Below are 15,118 nucleotides of genomic sequence, written 5' to 3'. Positions count from 1 at the left end.
TTGAGTTAGAATTTAACAGGCTATAAGTATCAACCAGCCTGTCATTTCAACATAAAACAACCATAATCGCGCTTACTCCATCTTTTCACATCGACAAGATTGCCACTCAAACAGTAAAAGTCTTTTTATTATAAGTGCGATTATCAATCAATCATAAACAAACTACTATGCTCGCAGTTGGCACCGGCGGCCTAAGAATAAACCTACACACCTGACTCTGAATACCAGGGAAAGTGAATAACATGAAAAAACAACTAGCAAAATTATTAACCTTAATGAAGGGAACAAAAATGAACGTTATTACATTACACCCAGCGATTGATCATGGCTTTTCAGCAACTCAAGAAGGATTCAATGGCGGTGTATTAAACTGCAAATGTAAAACCAACAAGGTGAGCGTACAACTTTCTGGGCAAACTGCTCATAATCACGCGTGTGGTTGTTCTAAGTGTTGGAAGCCTGAAGGCGCAATCTTTTCTCAAGTTGCCGTGATTTCACGTGACAATCTTAAAGTGATTGCCAATGAAGAAAAATTAGTGGTTATTGATGAATCGGCAGCGATCCAGCGTCATGCCTGTAAAGAGTGTGGTACTCATATGTACGGCCGTATTGAAAATGGTGCGCACCCATTCTTTGGCCTTGATTTCGTTCATACTGAACTATCCGATGACAAAGGTTGGTCTGCGCCACAGTTTGCCGCTTTTGTCTCATCGATCATTGAAACGGGTACTGATCCTAAAGACATGGATGCTATCCGAGCGCGTTTTGAAGAACTGGGTTTGCCAACCTACGACTGCCTGTCACCAGCCCTAATGGACGCAATCGCAACGCACATTGCAGCACAAAATAAAGCATAACTAGCACCCCAATCATTTGGCTATGTTCAATAGCCAAATGATTGCATTAGGGGCTCTGTTAAGTGATCAGTATCTCTCATATATCGGCTTATTACTCTAGTCAGCTAAAGATTCGATTGTTACGCATAGGTAATAATGAATTTCACAATGAACGGATTATCAAATATTTGTAATCCTCTATACTGCATCCAACAAAGCGTTACAGCGGGTGAGAAAACTCAACTACGCTTATGATTAACCCACGCTTACCCCAATATTTATGCTTACTTGTCTATCGATAAGTAATCAATAAGGAAAAAACAATGACACTTGAAATCAAACCAGGTCAAACTCACATCAAATCGAAAGCAATGGTTGCTTGGGCCGCGGGCGAACCACTCAAAATGGAAGAGGTTGATGTACAGCTTCCTAAAGCTGGCGAAGTATTAGTTCGTATCGTCGCAACGGGTGTATGTCACACTGACGCATTCACTCTATCTGGTGATGATCCAGAAGGTATATTCCCTTCAATCCTCGGTCACGAAGGTGGCGGTATTGTTGAAATGATCGGCGAAGGCGTCACCAGCGTTAAAGTCGGTGATCATGTTATCCCGCTTTACACCGCAGAATGTGGCGAATGTAAATTCTGTAAGTCAGGTAAGACTAACCTATGCCAAGCGGTTCGTGAAACCCAAGGTAAAGGCCTAATGCCGGACGGTACTAGCCGATTCTCTATCAATGGTGAAACCATTTTCCATTACATGGGTTGTTCAACGTTCTCTGAGTATACCGTTCTACCTGAAATCTCATTGGCGAAAGTAAATAAAGAAGCCCCCCTTGAAGAAGTGTGCCTGCTAGGTTGTGGTGTGACAACTGGCATGGGTGCAGTACTAAACACTGCAAAAGTAGAGAAAGGCGACAACGTAGCCGTATTTGGTCTTGGTGGTATCGGCCTTTCTGCCATCATCGGTGCACGTATGGCGGGTGCTAACCGCATCATCGGTGTTGATATCAACGAAAGCAAATTTGAGCTTGCGAAACAGCTTGGTGCGACTGATTGCATCAACCCAATGAAATTCGACAAACCAATCCAAGACGTGATTGTTGAAATGACAGATGGCGGTGTTGAGTACTCATTCGAGTGTATCGGCAACGTTAACGTCATGCGTCAAGCACTTGAGTGCTGCCATAAAGGTTGGGGCGAATCTGTAATCATCGGTGTTGCAGGGGCTGGTCAAGAGATCTCTACTCGTCCATTCCAGCTAGTAACAGGCCGTGTATGGCGTGGTTCTGCTTTCGGTGGTGTTAAAGGCCGCTCTGAGCTTCCTGAAATTGTTAACCGTTACATGGCTGGCGAGTTTGGACTACAAGAGTTCATTACTCACACCATGGGTCTACAAGACGTCAACGAAGCATTTGAACTGATGCACAAAGGTGAGTCTATCCGTACTGTTCTTCATATGGATAAATAAGCCATTGATGGGCCTTCGGCTGAAGGCCCATTATGCTTAGGCGACAATTAACAATCATTCTCGAACAAGTTTCGCTCTAACTCGCTGATTAACTCAGCGAACCTGTGTGATTGCATACAATAAATAATGTGTTTTATCTGCATCTATCGCAAAGGACGATTTAACCATACCTTCCCTTTCCAGAATTTGTGCAAGTTCTTGCCAAACGGGTGTGTCGTTTTGCCAATTATGACTCTGACACCACCAATTCTCATACTCTGATGATTCAGTAACAGCCAATAACAAAATAAAATGCGGCAAATCATTATAACAGTGAGGGTATTGAATTGACTGGGCTCTCTTAAAATCAGCGATGAGTTCCTTACCTTTATCAACAGAATAAAGTTTCTTCGACTCAACAGTAAGAATGAATTCATCTCGGCATATCACATGTAAGTCTAATCTTATCGGTTTTTTAGCACTTGAATCTTGGTAAACATTGCTGGCTTCTGGATATACGAACCAACCTTTTCCCAAACACTGATGGGCAAATTGCAACGTAAGATTGGCCTCATGAATACCATTCTTATCTGAGTTGATTACCGGTGTATAAATATTCAGATGTTCTTCTAATTTACAAGATGTCTTATTAATAAGTTCAATTAGTTGGTTAACTTCTTTCTTCTTCATCGTGGCTTGCTTATTACAATGTAATGATCACAGCTTATAGTACTTTATAAAAGTTATTTTGATTTCAGATAATCACTTTCAAATTTATATTGATGATCCTGTTCTGCACTTTATTTTATTCTTTCCCAAGCAACTTATTGTATGTAACCTTATAGTTCCATCACACTACCAGACACAACCTTGGAAATTTTTTTTAGCTCAATCGATACTAACGACGTTAATATTCATAATGGCGCCCTGACACCGAGGATAGGGCGTCCATTACATCACTACACTTTGATACTTAATAAAAGACCGCCACGAATGACAGTCATTTTAACTATTACTTCAAGTGTTCTGGAACACCTTCTTTTTCCCAACGTGCCTTTGTCGCTTCCAACCAGTCACCTTTGTTGAAATCAGTCATTCCTGTAGGAAGTACTTGGTTCTGAGGAATCCACTTAGCTAAGTCAACCTTGACTTGATGGTACTCCAACTTATTAGCAAGGTTATGATGCTCATGTGGGTCAGTCTTGTGATCGTATAGCTCTTCTGAACCGTCACGGTAACGAATATAGCGATATTGCTCATCACGCACTGCATGGTTCTTATAACCCCAAGTGGTGATAGATGGGAACTTTCGATCAAAGTTAGGATTGTTAATCAGCGGCTTAAGCGAGATACCTTCATTAGATTGAACGTGAGGTAATCCACATAGTTCTGTTAGTGTTGGGTACAAGTCAAGTAAGTTAACGGCTTGTTGTGTCTCTTGGCCTTTAACTTGTTTAGGTAAGCGAATTGCAAGCGGTACACGTGTTGACTCTTCCCATAGAGTCATTTTACGCCAGCTTGTATGCTCACCCAAGTTTTGACCATGATCCCCCCAAAGAACAACGATAGTGTTGTCTTTATACTGACTATTTTCTAGTGCATTAACTACCTTACCAATCTGGTCGTCAACGAAAGCAACGCAAGCTAGGTAGCCTTGGATTAGCTCTTTCTGGAACTTCATACCAATAGCCTTAACAGCGGCATGGTCGCCACCATTAATAAAGCCATGAGTCATTAGCTTACCGTAAAGAGGTATATCATCCATATCGTTTTCAAGATATTCCGGTAGGATGATTTCATCAAGCGGGAACATTTCGAAGTATTCACGTGGAGCAGTGTAAGGAACGTGAGGACGAACGAAACCACAACCTAAGAAGAATGGCTTATCGTAATCCTGCTTAAGCTTATCTACAGCCCACTGAGCAAACATTTCATCAGGCATGATACCGCCATTAGCAATATCATCGCGGTCTAATGGACCAGCACAAAGAGAAAGACCTTTCTTACCGAACATAGGGAAAGTCTGACTACCCTCTGCAGGGAACGGGTAATATTTATGATCATTTTCGCCATAACTACCGTAGCCCTGACCACGTTCTAAGAATTTAAGATCATCGCCTTTCATTAACCACTTAGGAGCAAGTTCTGACCATTGCTCATCTTTACGGTAGTCATACAGACCGTGATGAGTAATCTTACCAACTACCATAGTGTGGTAGCCGTTATTCTTGAAGTGCTGTGGTAATGTTGGGATATCACCAAGAACTTGCTCTGCAATTTCTGGTAGGTTCTTCATACCTAGCTCACGGTTAGAATACCAACCCGTAGTAGAAGGACGCATACCAGTAAGGATAGCATTTCGACTTGGGCCACACACAGGAACTGGACAATGAGCGTTTACAAAGTTAGTTGAAGATCGAAGTAAACGATCAAGGTTAGGCGTTTTAGCTTGTGGATGTCCTTTTAGGCAACCTAGCCAGTCATTAAGGTCATCTACTGCTATGAATAATACATTAGGCTTTTCGCCTTTAGCCATCATAGGGCCAGCTACTGAATTAAGTGCGGTCATTGCACCAACAGCGGTAGTCGCTTGAATAAAGTTTCTTCTTGAAATCTTCATTTATCTTTCCTTAGCGTAATACGAAACAACTTGAAATATATCAAAAGAAAAAGAAAGCAAAAGTGACAATTATCTAGTTGCTTATCTTAAAGTGAAACTAAAAAAAGGCTCCTTAAAAGAAGCCTGCTTTTGTATAAATCACTATGCTTAAAACAGGTAAGCAAAACCCAAACGCCAACGTAACTGACGCTCATCAGTCTTAGGACTAACCTTGATGTCACCAATTTCAGCGTATGGCTGAAATCTGCTGAATCCTTTGTACGTTGCTTTTAAATTATGAAAGTAGTCAGTCTCTTTATTGTCAAATAGAACATTACCGCTTACCGAATTCGTGATATTACCTTGGTATAATAGGTGTACATTCTTACTGACTCCATACCCTAGGTATAGATCGAATGCCTGGTTACGGTGAGTATTGTGACTTGTGATAACTTGCTTATAACGTCCCTCTAACTGAACTTTGTTATCAGTAAGGTAGCTAAAGCGAAGTGATGGGATGTACAAATTGTTTTCATTAGTGTTAATTGCATATGCGAAGCCTGGGCGTATGGTTAGATTAGGATTGACCTTATAGTTGTGATATAGACCTAATTCATAAGATCCAATCTTGTGATCACTCCAAATGTCATTGTCATTACCGCCATTGACATAAGCAACAGTTTCGAGGATGTAAGAGCCTTGGCGTAAGTTAACTTGGAACTTATTATTGTACTGGTCAACTCCGTCACGATATTCTTGACGAAACTCAAACTTACCGTGTGTCGGTAAATCCCAAAAAGACTTCTCTTCTTTCTTGGTTTCCGCTACAGCCTGAGCACTACAAGCAACCCCTAGCAATATCGCTAATAATTTAATTTTCATTTATCTCCTCCTTTTTATAAATGCAACAAAATGAAAGCAATAATCACGCAATCAAAGGCAAATGAAAACAGCGAAGCAGATGGTAATTGGAAAGATTCAACCTATCAATGACAAATAATGTCCAATTGGTCACATTTATGAACAAAACATCATGCTTAATAGGAATGGGAGAAATGTTATTCAGATTTTCTACAACACTAATTTCAAGGTGTTTTATGATGTACAAGAATTAACCTTGTTTTTTATGAATTCTGAGAGAAACCAATCATATCTCTGGACGATGGCGTAAAGTACGAGGTAATTACCTTTTCAGGAAAGTGAAAGCTTAGATAAGCTAAATGAGTAATACGAGGTCAAGCATAATATGAACCCGTATTATGCTTAATCCTCGCATTATTGTAGTTTTTTACTCAGCAAGACGACTCGATTTCTACAATGTATTTTTGTAGATCATGCCATCTTTCATGATTAAGTTTTGCTTTTCAGGATTGGTTACACATTCCACGCCCGACAATGGGTCACCATCGATAATCAATAAATCAGCATACGCACCTTCAGTAATAACGCCCAACTTACCTTGCTGATAAGGGTGCTGATAAGTCGACATCTCAAATAAACGACCACAGTTTGCCGTTACCATGCGTAGAGCTGTTATCGAGTCAAAGACACTTTCTATTGCTTGCAGTTCATTTGACTGTGTTTTATGCACATAGAGACTGCCGACACAATCCGTACCAAAACACACGTTTTGAATATCGTACTTCTTAATTAGCTCTGCCGACTTAAACATTGCCTTACCAACGCGCTCAGTCTTTTGGTACAAGATTTCATCGCCCAATAGGATCTTGCGCTCAGCAATCAATGACGACGTGAAATACGAAGGAATGACATAAATCCCTTTGTCTTTAATGATTTTCGCAATGTCATCATCCATGATAGTGGCATGTTCAAATGACATTACCCCCGCTTCAGCAGCACGGCGCATAGCATCTGCAGTATGAATATGGGCGGCAACATACGTGCCGTAATCCGAAGCCGCTTCAACCGCCGCTTTCATTTCATCAAGGGTATATTGCAAAGTATCTAGCGGATCAAAGGTTGATGATGCACCACCACCAGCCATGATTTTAATCTGAGATGCGCCCATGAATAGCTGTTCACGCACCGCTTTAAGCACACCAGAGCGCCCATCAGCAACGGTAAACGCGCCTGTTTTCATTAATGGAGAATCTTCGTGTACACCAACACGTTGTTGTGCCTGATTTTGGCGATAATCTGAGTGGCCACAAGTTTGCGAAATAGCCGCTTGTGACGGTAGGATTCGAGGGCCAGTCGCATAACCTTTGTCGATACTATTTTTCAAACCCAGCGTATTACCCGCCACATCACGAACAGTGGTAAAGCCTCGCATTAGCATCTCTTCTGCCACTTTCGCAGAGCGGATTGCAACCTCTTCACGCGTCATTTTATCTAGCTCATGGAAGGGGGCAGACATAGTGAGATGAACATGCGCATCCATAAGCCCTGGCATCACCGTTTTGCCTTGAGCATCAATAACTTCATCTGCTATTGCTGTATCTATATCCCCGATCTTAGTAATCAAATTATCTTCAATAAGAAGGGATGTATTACGCTCAAGTTGATCATCAGTACCGTTAAAAACATTGGCGTTAATAATTGCAATTTTCATGACAAAACTCTCTCTGTTTTTTCGTGTTATAACTTAGGGTGTGGTCATATCATAGGCAAAGAGTGAGAGAGAGAATTGCCATTTGATGACAGTGGCTATTTTGACCGATTCAATTTCCGATATTGAGATGGCGTCATCTTCATCTGACGTTTAAATGCGCGGGTAAAGTGGGCGGAATCGGTATAACCCATCTTGCTAGCTATGCTAGTAAGCGATAAATCCGTGTGACAGATCAGATCGATAATCTGCTCAAGCACCATCGCTTCAATAATGTCACTGTATATAGCGCCTTCTTTTTCTAAACGCCGCTGCAAAGTACGTACATTAATACCCAAGATGTCTGATGCCCATTTGATAGAAAGCTTACCCATCGACAGATAAGGCCTAATCGCCAACTTAAACACAGCAACAAACGAATCCGCTTTAATTGAATCTGTCATGCTATCTGAAAACGAAACCCGAGTTGGCAGGTGAACAGGGCTAAGCATCATTTCTTCAGGGATCGTGACCGCCATGACAGATCGCGCGGTATAAAGCTGGGTATTTATGAGCGGCTTGAAGCTACGAAAAATATCGGCATCATGGGATTGCAGTGCCAATTCACTCGCGATCCATTTACCCGAGGTTAATGTCGACAACAGTTCATGCATAAAAATCACTGAAAACAGTTCGGCATACTGAAAGCTTACGTCATGACTAAACGGTTTATCCCTCACTAACCACCATTTCCCACCTCTTTGCTGGGTATAGACCCTACTGCCAGTGGCTGTCTGTTGCAGCAACTCACAGCATTCATCTAATGCGGCCTTTAAGCTTGAAGAGTGAGTGAGCTTTTCAAGCAAACGTGGAATATACACATCATGGCAAACACTCCAAACCAAGAGCCCAAACTGATCAGGCGTTGTTCTACTGCCTAAAATTTGAATCAGATTTTTTAGTGCATTTTCAGGTAAATAATCGTAACAGCTGTCAGTGTTATGCAGATCGTTAGGGATCCTAGACGCTTTCAATAATGCATACATATCATGATCTAACGTTTTGAATAGTTGCGAAAATAACGCAATATCTTCTCGCTTAACTAACGCTATTTCTCGATTTTCAACCATCGCTTTCACCCTTACACCGAGCCCAGACAGATAAAAACAGCATTGTCATCAAATGGCAAGAATTTCCAAACCTGCTCGCTAAGATGGAATAACACTTCGTCATCAAGGTAGAGCGTTATGTCACATCAATTCAATCAGTATAAATCACCATTACAACACTCATTTGAACATGCGGTTTCTTATATAGAGTCACTGCCAGATAGAAAGATCGACCAGACACCAACGTCACAGCAGCTTCGCCAAGCGATTGCAGGGCCACTTCCACTACATGCTACCGACCCTGCGACCGTTATCGATGATATGGTTAAAAATGTAGATGCCGGGCTCATTGCGTCAGGTGGTCCTCGTTTCTTTGGTTATGCGATTGGCGGTTCATTCCCAGCGTCGTTAGCAGCTGATTGGATGGTGAGTGCTTGGGATCAAAATGTACCGTATTTTGTTTCAAGCCCTGCAATGGCTGTTGTTGAAGAAACCGCAGCAGAATGGATAGTTGAGTTACTCGGTCTAACAAAAGGCTCGGCTGTCGGCTTTACTTCTGGTGCACAAGAAGCGATTTATACTTCGTTGATCACGGCAAGAAATACGCTGTTACAACGTGAAGGTTGGGATGTCGCAGCCCGTGGTATGTATGGCGCACCTCGCATTCAAGTGGTTATTAGCGATCAAATCCACTCAACCATTAAACGCGCCTTATCCATGATAGGCATTGGCTTAGAAGACATCATCAAAGTACCAACGGATGACAACCTAAGGTTGATCCCCGAAGAACTGGAACGCGTGATGAAACTGTGCGAAGGACCGACCTTGGTATGTGCACAAGCGGGCTGTATTGACTCAGGTGCATTTGACCCCTTTGATCAAATTGCCGATTGCGTAGAAGCACATAGCAACGCATGGCTACACGTTGATGGTGCTATCGGTTTATGGGCGGCAGCAAGTGATAAACAAAAACACCTATTGAAAGGTATTGAACGCGTCGACTCTATCGATACCGATGGCCATAAATGGTTCAACATGCCTTACGACTGCGGCATGGTGATTGTCAAAGATCCAAGCACTATCACTACCGCTATGGGCGGGAACAACATGGGTGATTACCTGAATGATGCGATGGATAAACCCGATCGTAATGCGATCAACTTCGGTATTTCGGCATCACGCCGTGCGCGAGGCGTACCAGTGTATGCTGCATTTAAATCACTAGGTAAAGAAGGCATTGTCGCTCATCTTGATAATTGCAGTGCACTAGCAAAACTCATGGCGGAAAAACTGGCGGCGGTTGACGGGATCACCATTCTTAACGATGTCGTTTCAAATCGTTTTTCAGCCCAATTTGGCTACGGTGATGAGAACGACCGTAACGAACTGACAGCACGTGTCGTACACCACTTACAAGAAGAAGGTTATTTATACCCATCAACATCAGGCTACAAAGGCTTAAAAACAATGTTGATTTCAATTCTGAGCTGTCATACAAGCGAAGAAGATGTAGTAACCTCAACGCAGAAAATCATTGCTGCCTACCATCACGAACAGGCAATGATGAAAACAGAATCGCATCAAGCGGAATGCATGAGTTAAGTGACCAATATCAACCACAATAAAAAACGAGCTAGCCTTTAAGGTTAGCGCGTTTCAGTTGCATCTTTCGATAAATTCAAACCCGGTTTTACGCAGTAATGGAAACACTGTCTATTATCCACCACCATTTATCACAGCAAAACAATAAGACTATGACCTATGCTTAAATAAAAACGTCCATCTCCCACATTATTTAACTATATCCTTAAGACTATTCTTGGGTAATAACATTCCGGCATCCTTATTCATAAGTTGTTGATGTCATGTTTTTATCTAAAAATGTCACCCTTCAATGAATACAACTAAGCAATACTTGAGGTTAAATCCGAATACCATTTAGCATAAACAACATAATCACAACCACGGTTAATCCATAGCCAGCAGTGGTGGCATACATGATTCCTTTAGAAGCCGGTTGCTTGTGCGAACCTCGTTTTGGCTGCACATTTATCGGCTTGCGTTGGATCGGTGTACCTAACGCTTGTGTTTCAATCACTTTCGATTCCATCGCTTAACTCCTATCCCAATTGTTTTTTACTCGTTGTACTGATTTTGCCCGACTACGCCACCACTTACGGGCTTGTTGACGCAGCCCAACCATCAAGTTCAAGCCCCGGCCTAAAGGACAAAATAGGCGACACCAGTAATCTTTGATGAAAAAACTGCCGGTTAAGGCCAGCGGTAAGATGTACCACTGCACCCCCACCCCATCGAGTGAGAACAGCATTGAAAAGGGTTCATACGAAGCAACTGCGGGGTTTCGAGTAACAAAAATCAGCATTAAGGCGAGCCAGAGCAAAACATTCACCACTTGCTCGCCATGAACATTAATCCACTCAGAAACCGCAAAATTGTTTTTCCCCAGCTTGTGCAGCCAACGCTGAATATGGTGGAAAGGACACAATTGGCTGCAATAGAGATTCTTACCCAGCCAAACAATACCGATCGCGATGGTAAACAAGAGAATATACAGAGATGGATTCTGACGAGGATCCGGCCAATAGCCGAGTAGTAAGCTCGATAATGCCGCTGTAGACAAGGCCATATTAGCCCAAAAACCAATCACAACCACTGAGAGTAAACCTACCAGCATAATGTGATATTTACGCAACATCGCTGGCATTTTTCGCTCAAATAGCACCATCAACACCAGCACAGTTAACATCGCATCAGTCCATTGAAAGCGTAATAGCGTCTCCACAGCATCAACACTCAGCCCCCGCGCAGTCGCTTCTTCATGCGCCGCTTTTCGCACCGCTTCAGTCATACCGACCACGGTTAACGTCGCCCCGCTTACGCCATCAATATCTTGACCGACAACCATTGCATGGGTGATGGTTTTGCCATTGATACGATCAAGAAAGCGCTGGTTCATCACATTCACCACGTAACCCGCAGTATCGACATGGGTCACTAAGGTTGCGTTACGAATGCGCTGGTTATCATCAACATTAAACGCCATGACTAGTGGCCCACCATAGCCATTAGCGGAGGCCGCGTAGACGGGAGTGGTTGCACCTTGCTGTTCTTGCTGTAGGGAAAAACGATAGTCGCGCTCGTCATCTTGCAGGAGCGATGAGGCGTTAAAATGAGATGCGAGGGTATGACTCAGCCCGATTTGCTGGCTAAAGCCAACCCACCATGCAAAAAGTAGCGAAATGAGGGCAAAAAGCATCGCCATTCGTTGCCATAGCGCGCGTTGTTTGGGAGAAGAGGCTTTCCTTGTTTTCATGCCTAACACTTTGAACAAAAGGACGTAGCACTATTGTGACACTTTTTACCGGACACGCTTATCCCTGAGAATGGATACCCCACATAGCAATAATGCTATAGCAATCAAGGGATAACGACAGGATTCAAAAAATGGGTCAATAACATGCTCCAGCTCAACATTTAATGATGAGAGGATAGATTTTACAGGCTCGGTGACGATAATGACGTGCCATTAGGAGAGACCATGAAAATCGACGACCTCGCACTGTTTGTTAAAGTAGCTGACCAGCTCAGTTTCACTGAAGCCGCCAACAATTTAGACCTACCACAATCTACGGTTAGTCGGAAAATAAAGCAGATAGAAGATGCGCTGCAATCACGCTTATTCGAGCGTACCAGCCGCCAGATCTTTTTAACTCAACAAGGTCACCAGTTCTATAAGCACTGCAAAGCGATTGTAGATGAATTTCATCTAGCGCAAGAGAATCTCACCGACTTTCAATCTGCCCCTAGTGGTGATCTGCACCTTTGTATGCCCACCTTTTTTAGTGAAGCGCTATCGAAAGAATTCTTTGATGACTTTATGCGATCTTTCCCGAAAATCCGCATTCATATCAAAACACTCTCACCGACTCTAATTGAACAAACCAGTGATGCAGATTTGTTCTTTTACATCGAACCACCGAGAAACAGCGGCATGGTGGCACGGCGTTTATTCACTTTCAGCCGCCGCTTTTACGCTGCGCCCAGCTACCTTAAAAAATACGGCACACCTAATCATCCTCGATATCTCATCCATCACAATTGTTTACGCTTTGATTCTCGATTGGTAGATGCATCATACTGGCACTATATCGAAAATAATGAGGTGCATTGCGTAGAGGTCGATGGCTCTTTTATCTCCGAATCCATTCGGTCGACCATGCAACTGGCTGAGAAAGGAAATGGGATCTGTTATACGCCCCAATTTCTCACCAACCCGTTAGTGCGAGAGGGTAAGTTGATTTGCCTGTTTGATGGTAAATATTCCTTTGAACAACCCTATTACGTGATGTATCACTCTCGTCATCATATGCCGAAAAAAATCCACGTGTTTCTCGATATGCTGACGCAGTATGTCGAACAAAAATACGATCTATTTGATTTTTGAATAGGGTTATAGCAGTGCGGATCTGCATACCTCCGCCAAGGTTACCTATTATCGTACCTAGGATTATAAACTTGGAACGATCATGGAAAAACAACCCACTCCAACGCCTGAAAAAGACACCTCAACGTTGGAAAACCCTCATCGCCGCAACCTATTCAAAATGGGCGCAGCGGCGACAACTCTAGCGGTTACTGGTGGCGCAGGTGCGTTCATTACTTACCGTGTTAATGGCGTACCGCACGACACTTTCCCGGTTGAAATAGATGATGCTGTTCTAACACCGTTTGATCAGCGTAATTCAGTATTCAGTTATGCTATCTCGCAGGAATTACAGCAACAATTCCCTGAACGTAACACGGCTTTTGCTGAAGAATTAGGTATCCCCGGCTTCACCTTTACCAGCATCATGAAGTCGCTCAAAGCACACGCACAACCTAACCCCGCCGCTTGGGATAACAACACGCTCGGTTACCGACAGATTGACTGGGCGCTCTGCCATGCTGCTGTCGGGCCATTGGATCGCTATTTGGCACCACTGAGTAAATTTGGTTCTCCAAAAACCGGTGAACATACCTGGGAGCAGCTAAACCTTGCCTCGGAAAAATGGCAATTCGAATCTCCGGCCGATGCCAGCCAACATATTAAGCGTGCCGCGTGCATGTTTGGTGCTGATCGAGTAGGTATCACTCACAACGATGACCGCTGGAACTACTCACCAATTTATGATCCAGTAAACAGTCAGACCTACACGTGGGAAGACGACTTTCCATTCAAACCGAAAACGGTGATAGTGCTAGCATTTGAGATGGATTACGAAGCAATCCGTACTGCTCCTTCTGCTGTCTCGGCGGCATCAGTCAACAACGAATACACAGAAATGTCCTTGGTAGCAGGTCAACTGGCAGACTTTATTCGTCGTCTTGGTTACCAAGCAGTGGCTTCGGGTAATGACTTGGGCAACAACGTGGCTTACAGCATTGCTGCAGGATTAGGTGAAGGCGCGCGTAATGGAACATTGATTGTGCCTAACTTCGGCAGCCGGGTGCGTACGGCCAAGATCTATACTGACTTTGATTTTGTTGAATACGACAAACCGCGCTCTTTTGGCATTATGGAGTTTTGCGAAAACTGTAAACGCTGTGCTGAGCAGTGTCCATCGAATGCGATCAGCATGGATGATAAGCCCTCCATGGCCCCGACCTATCCGGGCAGTGAACGCATCGAAATTTCATGGCACGGACAAAAAGGTGTACGTAAATTCTATAACGATGCGAAAAAGTGCTTTAAATACTGGGGTGACAACGGCATTGGCTGTGTCATCTGCATTAAAGCCTGTCCATGGAATAAACCCGACTTCTGGCACCACCGTTTAATTGATGCCTCCAACACCGTCACAACAGGATTTGTCCATAAATTAATGACAGAAGCAGATATTCTATTTGGTTACGGCAATATGGAAGTCGATAAATTCTGGCTGTCAGACAAGGAGAAGTAACATGATCGGATTAATGTGGTATCTGATGGGTATGCTAACAACAGGCGCGTTGTGGGGCTATGTCCACGTAAGTAAGCACTATCACCTAAACTGGATGAGTAATCTCGCTCTGGCTTCTGCGTTTGGTATTTTATGGATATGTCTCGGCTGGTCTTGGGCATCGTTTGCCGAAGGTGAAGCACAGTCAGGTGCGATGGGCTTGGTATGTTTTGGCTTGCCCGGCATCATCTTGCTCAATCTCACGTGGAAGCGATTAATCGTACCAAGTAAGCTAAGTTAAATATTCTTAAGACACGTCGGTAAATAGTGATATTTCACGGTTCGTTTTTAAAATGTCAAGGCTAGCCTTTTTGTCACGACATCCAATATTGAGCGTGTATATACTCAACCAACAGGTGTAAAAAAGCCGACAATGAAGTCGGCTTTTTTATGTTTGGCGGAGAGATAGGGATTTACTGCTCGCAAGCTCGCGCCCTCCGGGCTATTGCCTTTTCGTACCTTCGGCACGGGCAATGTGCTTTCGCTTCGCTCAGGTGAACCCTTCCCTAGGGTTCTGCACCCTATCTCGTTCTTTCCCACGTGACAGGTGTAAAAAAGCCGACAATGAAGTCGGCT

13 protein-coding genes are annotated in these 15,118 nt (G+C 43.3%); 6 read left to right on the top strand and 7 right to left on the bottom strand.

Annotated elements, in window-relative coordinates:
* Positions 1-290 precede the first annotated feature (290 nt).
* Together gfa and L4D12_RS06810 are read left to right on the top strand one after the other, a co-directional pair.
* The gene (gfa, locus tag L4D12_RS06815) at positions 291-857 is read left to right on the top strand and encodes an S-(hydroxymethyl)glutathione synthase (protein WP_428447104.1); all 567 of its coding nucleotides are present in this window, start codon (positions 291-293) and stop codon (positions 855-857) included.
* Positions 858-1,159: 302 nt separating this feature from the next.
* Positions 1,160-2,308 carry an S-(hydroxymethyl)glutathione dehydrogenase/class III alcohol dehydrogenase gene (locus tag L4D12_RS06810; protein WP_428447068.1) on the top strand — a complete coding sequence of 383 codons (1,149 nt, stop codon included), beginning with the start codon at positions 1,160-1,162 and terminating at the stop codon, positions 2,306-2,308.
* A gap of 93 nt (positions 2,309-2,401) precedes the next feature.
* Here L4D12_RS06810 and L4D12_RS06805 read toward each other — a convergent pair whose 3' ends face one another.
* From L4D12_RS06805 to L4D12_RS06785, 5 genes are all read right to left on the bottom strand, one after another.
* A complete protein-coding gene (locus L4D12_RS06805; protein WP_428447067.1) occupies positions 2,402-2,977 on the bottom strand; it encodes a hypothetical protein in 576 nt (191 codons plus the stop codon).
* Positions 2,978-3,299: 322 nt separating this feature from the next.
* A complete protein-coding gene (locus tag L4D12_RS06800; RefSeq protein WP_428447066.1) occupies positions 3,300-4,907 on the bottom strand; it encodes a sulfatase-like hydrolase/transferase in 1,608 nt (535 codons plus the stop codon).
* A 147-nt stretch (positions 4,908-5,054) separates the two neighbouring features.
* Entirely contained in the window at positions 5,055-5,768 is a 714-nt protein-coding gene (locus L4D12_RS06795) for an oligogalacturonate-specific porin KdgM family protein (RefSeq protein WP_428447065.1), read from the bottom strand.
* 430 nt (positions 5,769-6,198) lie between these two features.
* A complete protein-coding gene (locus L4D12_RS06790; RefSeq protein WP_428447064.1) occupies positions 6,199-7,458 on the bottom strand; it encodes a metal-dependent hydrolase family protein in 1,260 nt (419 codons plus the stop codon).
* A gap of 95 nt (positions 7,459-7,553) precedes the next feature.
* On the bottom strand, positions 7,554-8,564 hold the full coding sequence (locus L4D12_RS06785; RefSeq protein ID WP_428447063.1) for a helix-turn-helix domain-containing protein: 1,011 nt from the start codon (positions 8,562-8,564) through the stop codon (positions 7,554-7,556).
* A 117-nt stretch (positions 8,565-8,681) separates the two neighbouring features.
* On the opposite strand from L4D12_RS06785, the gene L4D12_RS06780 reads away from it, so the two are divergent.
* Entirely contained in the window at positions 8,682-10,145 is a 1,464-nt protein-coding gene (locus L4D12_RS06780) for a pyridoxal phosphate-dependent decarboxylase family protein (RefSeq protein WP_428447062.1), read from the top strand.
* 319 nt (positions 10,146-10,464) lie between these two features.
* Here L4D12_RS06780 and L4D12_RS06775 read toward each other — a convergent pair whose 3' ends face one another.
* Positions 10,465-10,653 (bottom strand): hypothetical protein, encoded by a 189-nt coding sequence (locus tag L4D12_RS06775; RefSeq protein WP_428447061.1) that lies wholly within the window; start codon positions 10,651-10,653, stop codon positions 10,465-10,467.
* A gap of 3 nt (positions 10,654-10,656) precedes the next feature.
* Positions 10,657-11,877, bottom strand: coding sequence for an FMN-binding protein (locus L4D12_RS06770; protein WP_428447060.1), 1,221 nt, complete (start codon positions 11,875-11,877; stop codon positions 10,657-10,659).
* A 225-nt stretch (positions 11,878-12,102) separates the two neighbouring features.
* Between L4D12_RS06770 and L4D12_RS06765 the strand changes: the two genes are divergently transcribed.
* The 3 genes from L4D12_RS06765 to L4D12_RS06755 all read left to right on the top strand — a co-directional run bounded on the left by L4D12_RS06765 (position 12,103) and on the right by L4D12_RS06755 (position 14,783).
* Positions 12,103-13,008: a LysR family transcriptional regulator gene (locus tag L4D12_RS06765; RefSeq protein WP_428447059.1), complete on the top strand. Its 906-nt coding sequence runs from the start codon at positions 12,103-12,105 to the stop codon at positions 13,006-13,008.
* Positions 13,009-13,090: 82 nt separating this feature from the next.
* Positions 13,091-14,503, top strand: a complete 1,413-nt coding sequence (locus tag L4D12_RS06760; protein ID WP_428447058.1) for a reductive dehalogenase — start codon at positions 13,091-13,093, stop codon at positions 14,501-14,503.
* Between the two features lies 1 nt (position 14,504).
* The gene (locus tag L4D12_RS06755; RefSeq protein WP_428447057.1) at positions 14,505-14,783 is read left to right on the top strand and encodes a tetrachloroethene dehalogenase; all 279 of its coding nucleotides are present in this window, start codon (positions 14,505-14,507) and stop codon (positions 14,781-14,783) included.
* Positions 14,784-15,118 lie beyond the last annotated feature (335 nt).

This window comes from Photobacterium nomapromontoriensis, assembly GCF_050336815.1.
GTDB lineage: Bacteria > Pseudomonadota > Gammaproteobacteria > Enterobacterales > Vibrionaceae > Photobacterium > Photobacterium nomapromontoriensis.
This window is presented reverse-complemented; position numbering and strand designations above follow the sequence as displayed.

Coding starts and splice junctions, on each gene's coding strand:
- gfa (WP_428447104.1), top strand. CDS start 291: ATGAACGTTATTACATTACACCCAGCGATTGATCATGGCTTTTCAGCA.
- L4D12_RS06760 (WP_428447058.1), top strand. CDS start 13,091: ATGGAAAAACAACCCACTCCAACGCCTGAAAAAGACACCTCAACGTTG.
- L4D12_RS06805 (WP_428447067.1), bottom strand. CDS start 2,977: ATGAAGAAGAAAGAAGTTAACCAACTAATTGAACTTATTAATAAGACA.
- L4D12_RS06755 (WP_428447057.1), top strand. CDS start 14,505: ATGATCGGATTAATGTGGTATCTGATGGGTATGCTAACAACAGGCGCG.
- L4D12_RS06800 (WP_428447066.1), bottom strand. CDS start 4,907: ATGAAGATTTCAAGAAGAAACTTTATTCAAGCGACTACCGCTGTTGGT.
- L4D12_RS06770 (WP_428447060.1), bottom strand. CDS start 11,877: ATGAAAACAAGGAAAGCCTCTTCTCCCAAACAACGCGCGCTATGGCAA.
- L4D12_RS06765 (WP_428447059.1), top strand. CDS start 12,103: ATGAAAATCGACGACCTCGCACTGTTTGTTAAAGTAGCTGACCAGCTC.
- L4D12_RS06810 (WP_428447068.1), top strand. CDS start 1,160: ATGACACTTGAAATCAAACCAGGTCAAACTCACATCAAATCGAAAGCA.
- L4D12_RS06790 (WP_428447064.1), bottom strand. CDS start 7,458: ATGAAAATTGCAATTATTAACGCCAATGTTTTTAACGGTACTGATGAT.
- L4D12_RS06775 (WP_428447061.1), bottom strand. CDS start 10,653: ATGGAATCGAAAGTGATTGAAACACAAGCGTTAGGTACACCGATCCAA.
- L4D12_RS06795 (WP_428447065.1), bottom strand. CDS start 5,768: ATGAAAATTAAATTATTAGCGATATTGCTAGGGGTTGCTTGTAGTGCT.
- L4D12_RS06785 (WP_428447063.1), bottom strand. CDS start 8,564: ATGGTTGAAAATCGAGAAATAGCGTTAGTTAAGCGAGAAGATATTGCG.
- L4D12_RS06780 (WP_428447062.1), top strand. CDS start 8,682: ATGTCACATCAATTCAATCAGTATAAATCACCATTACAACACTCATTT.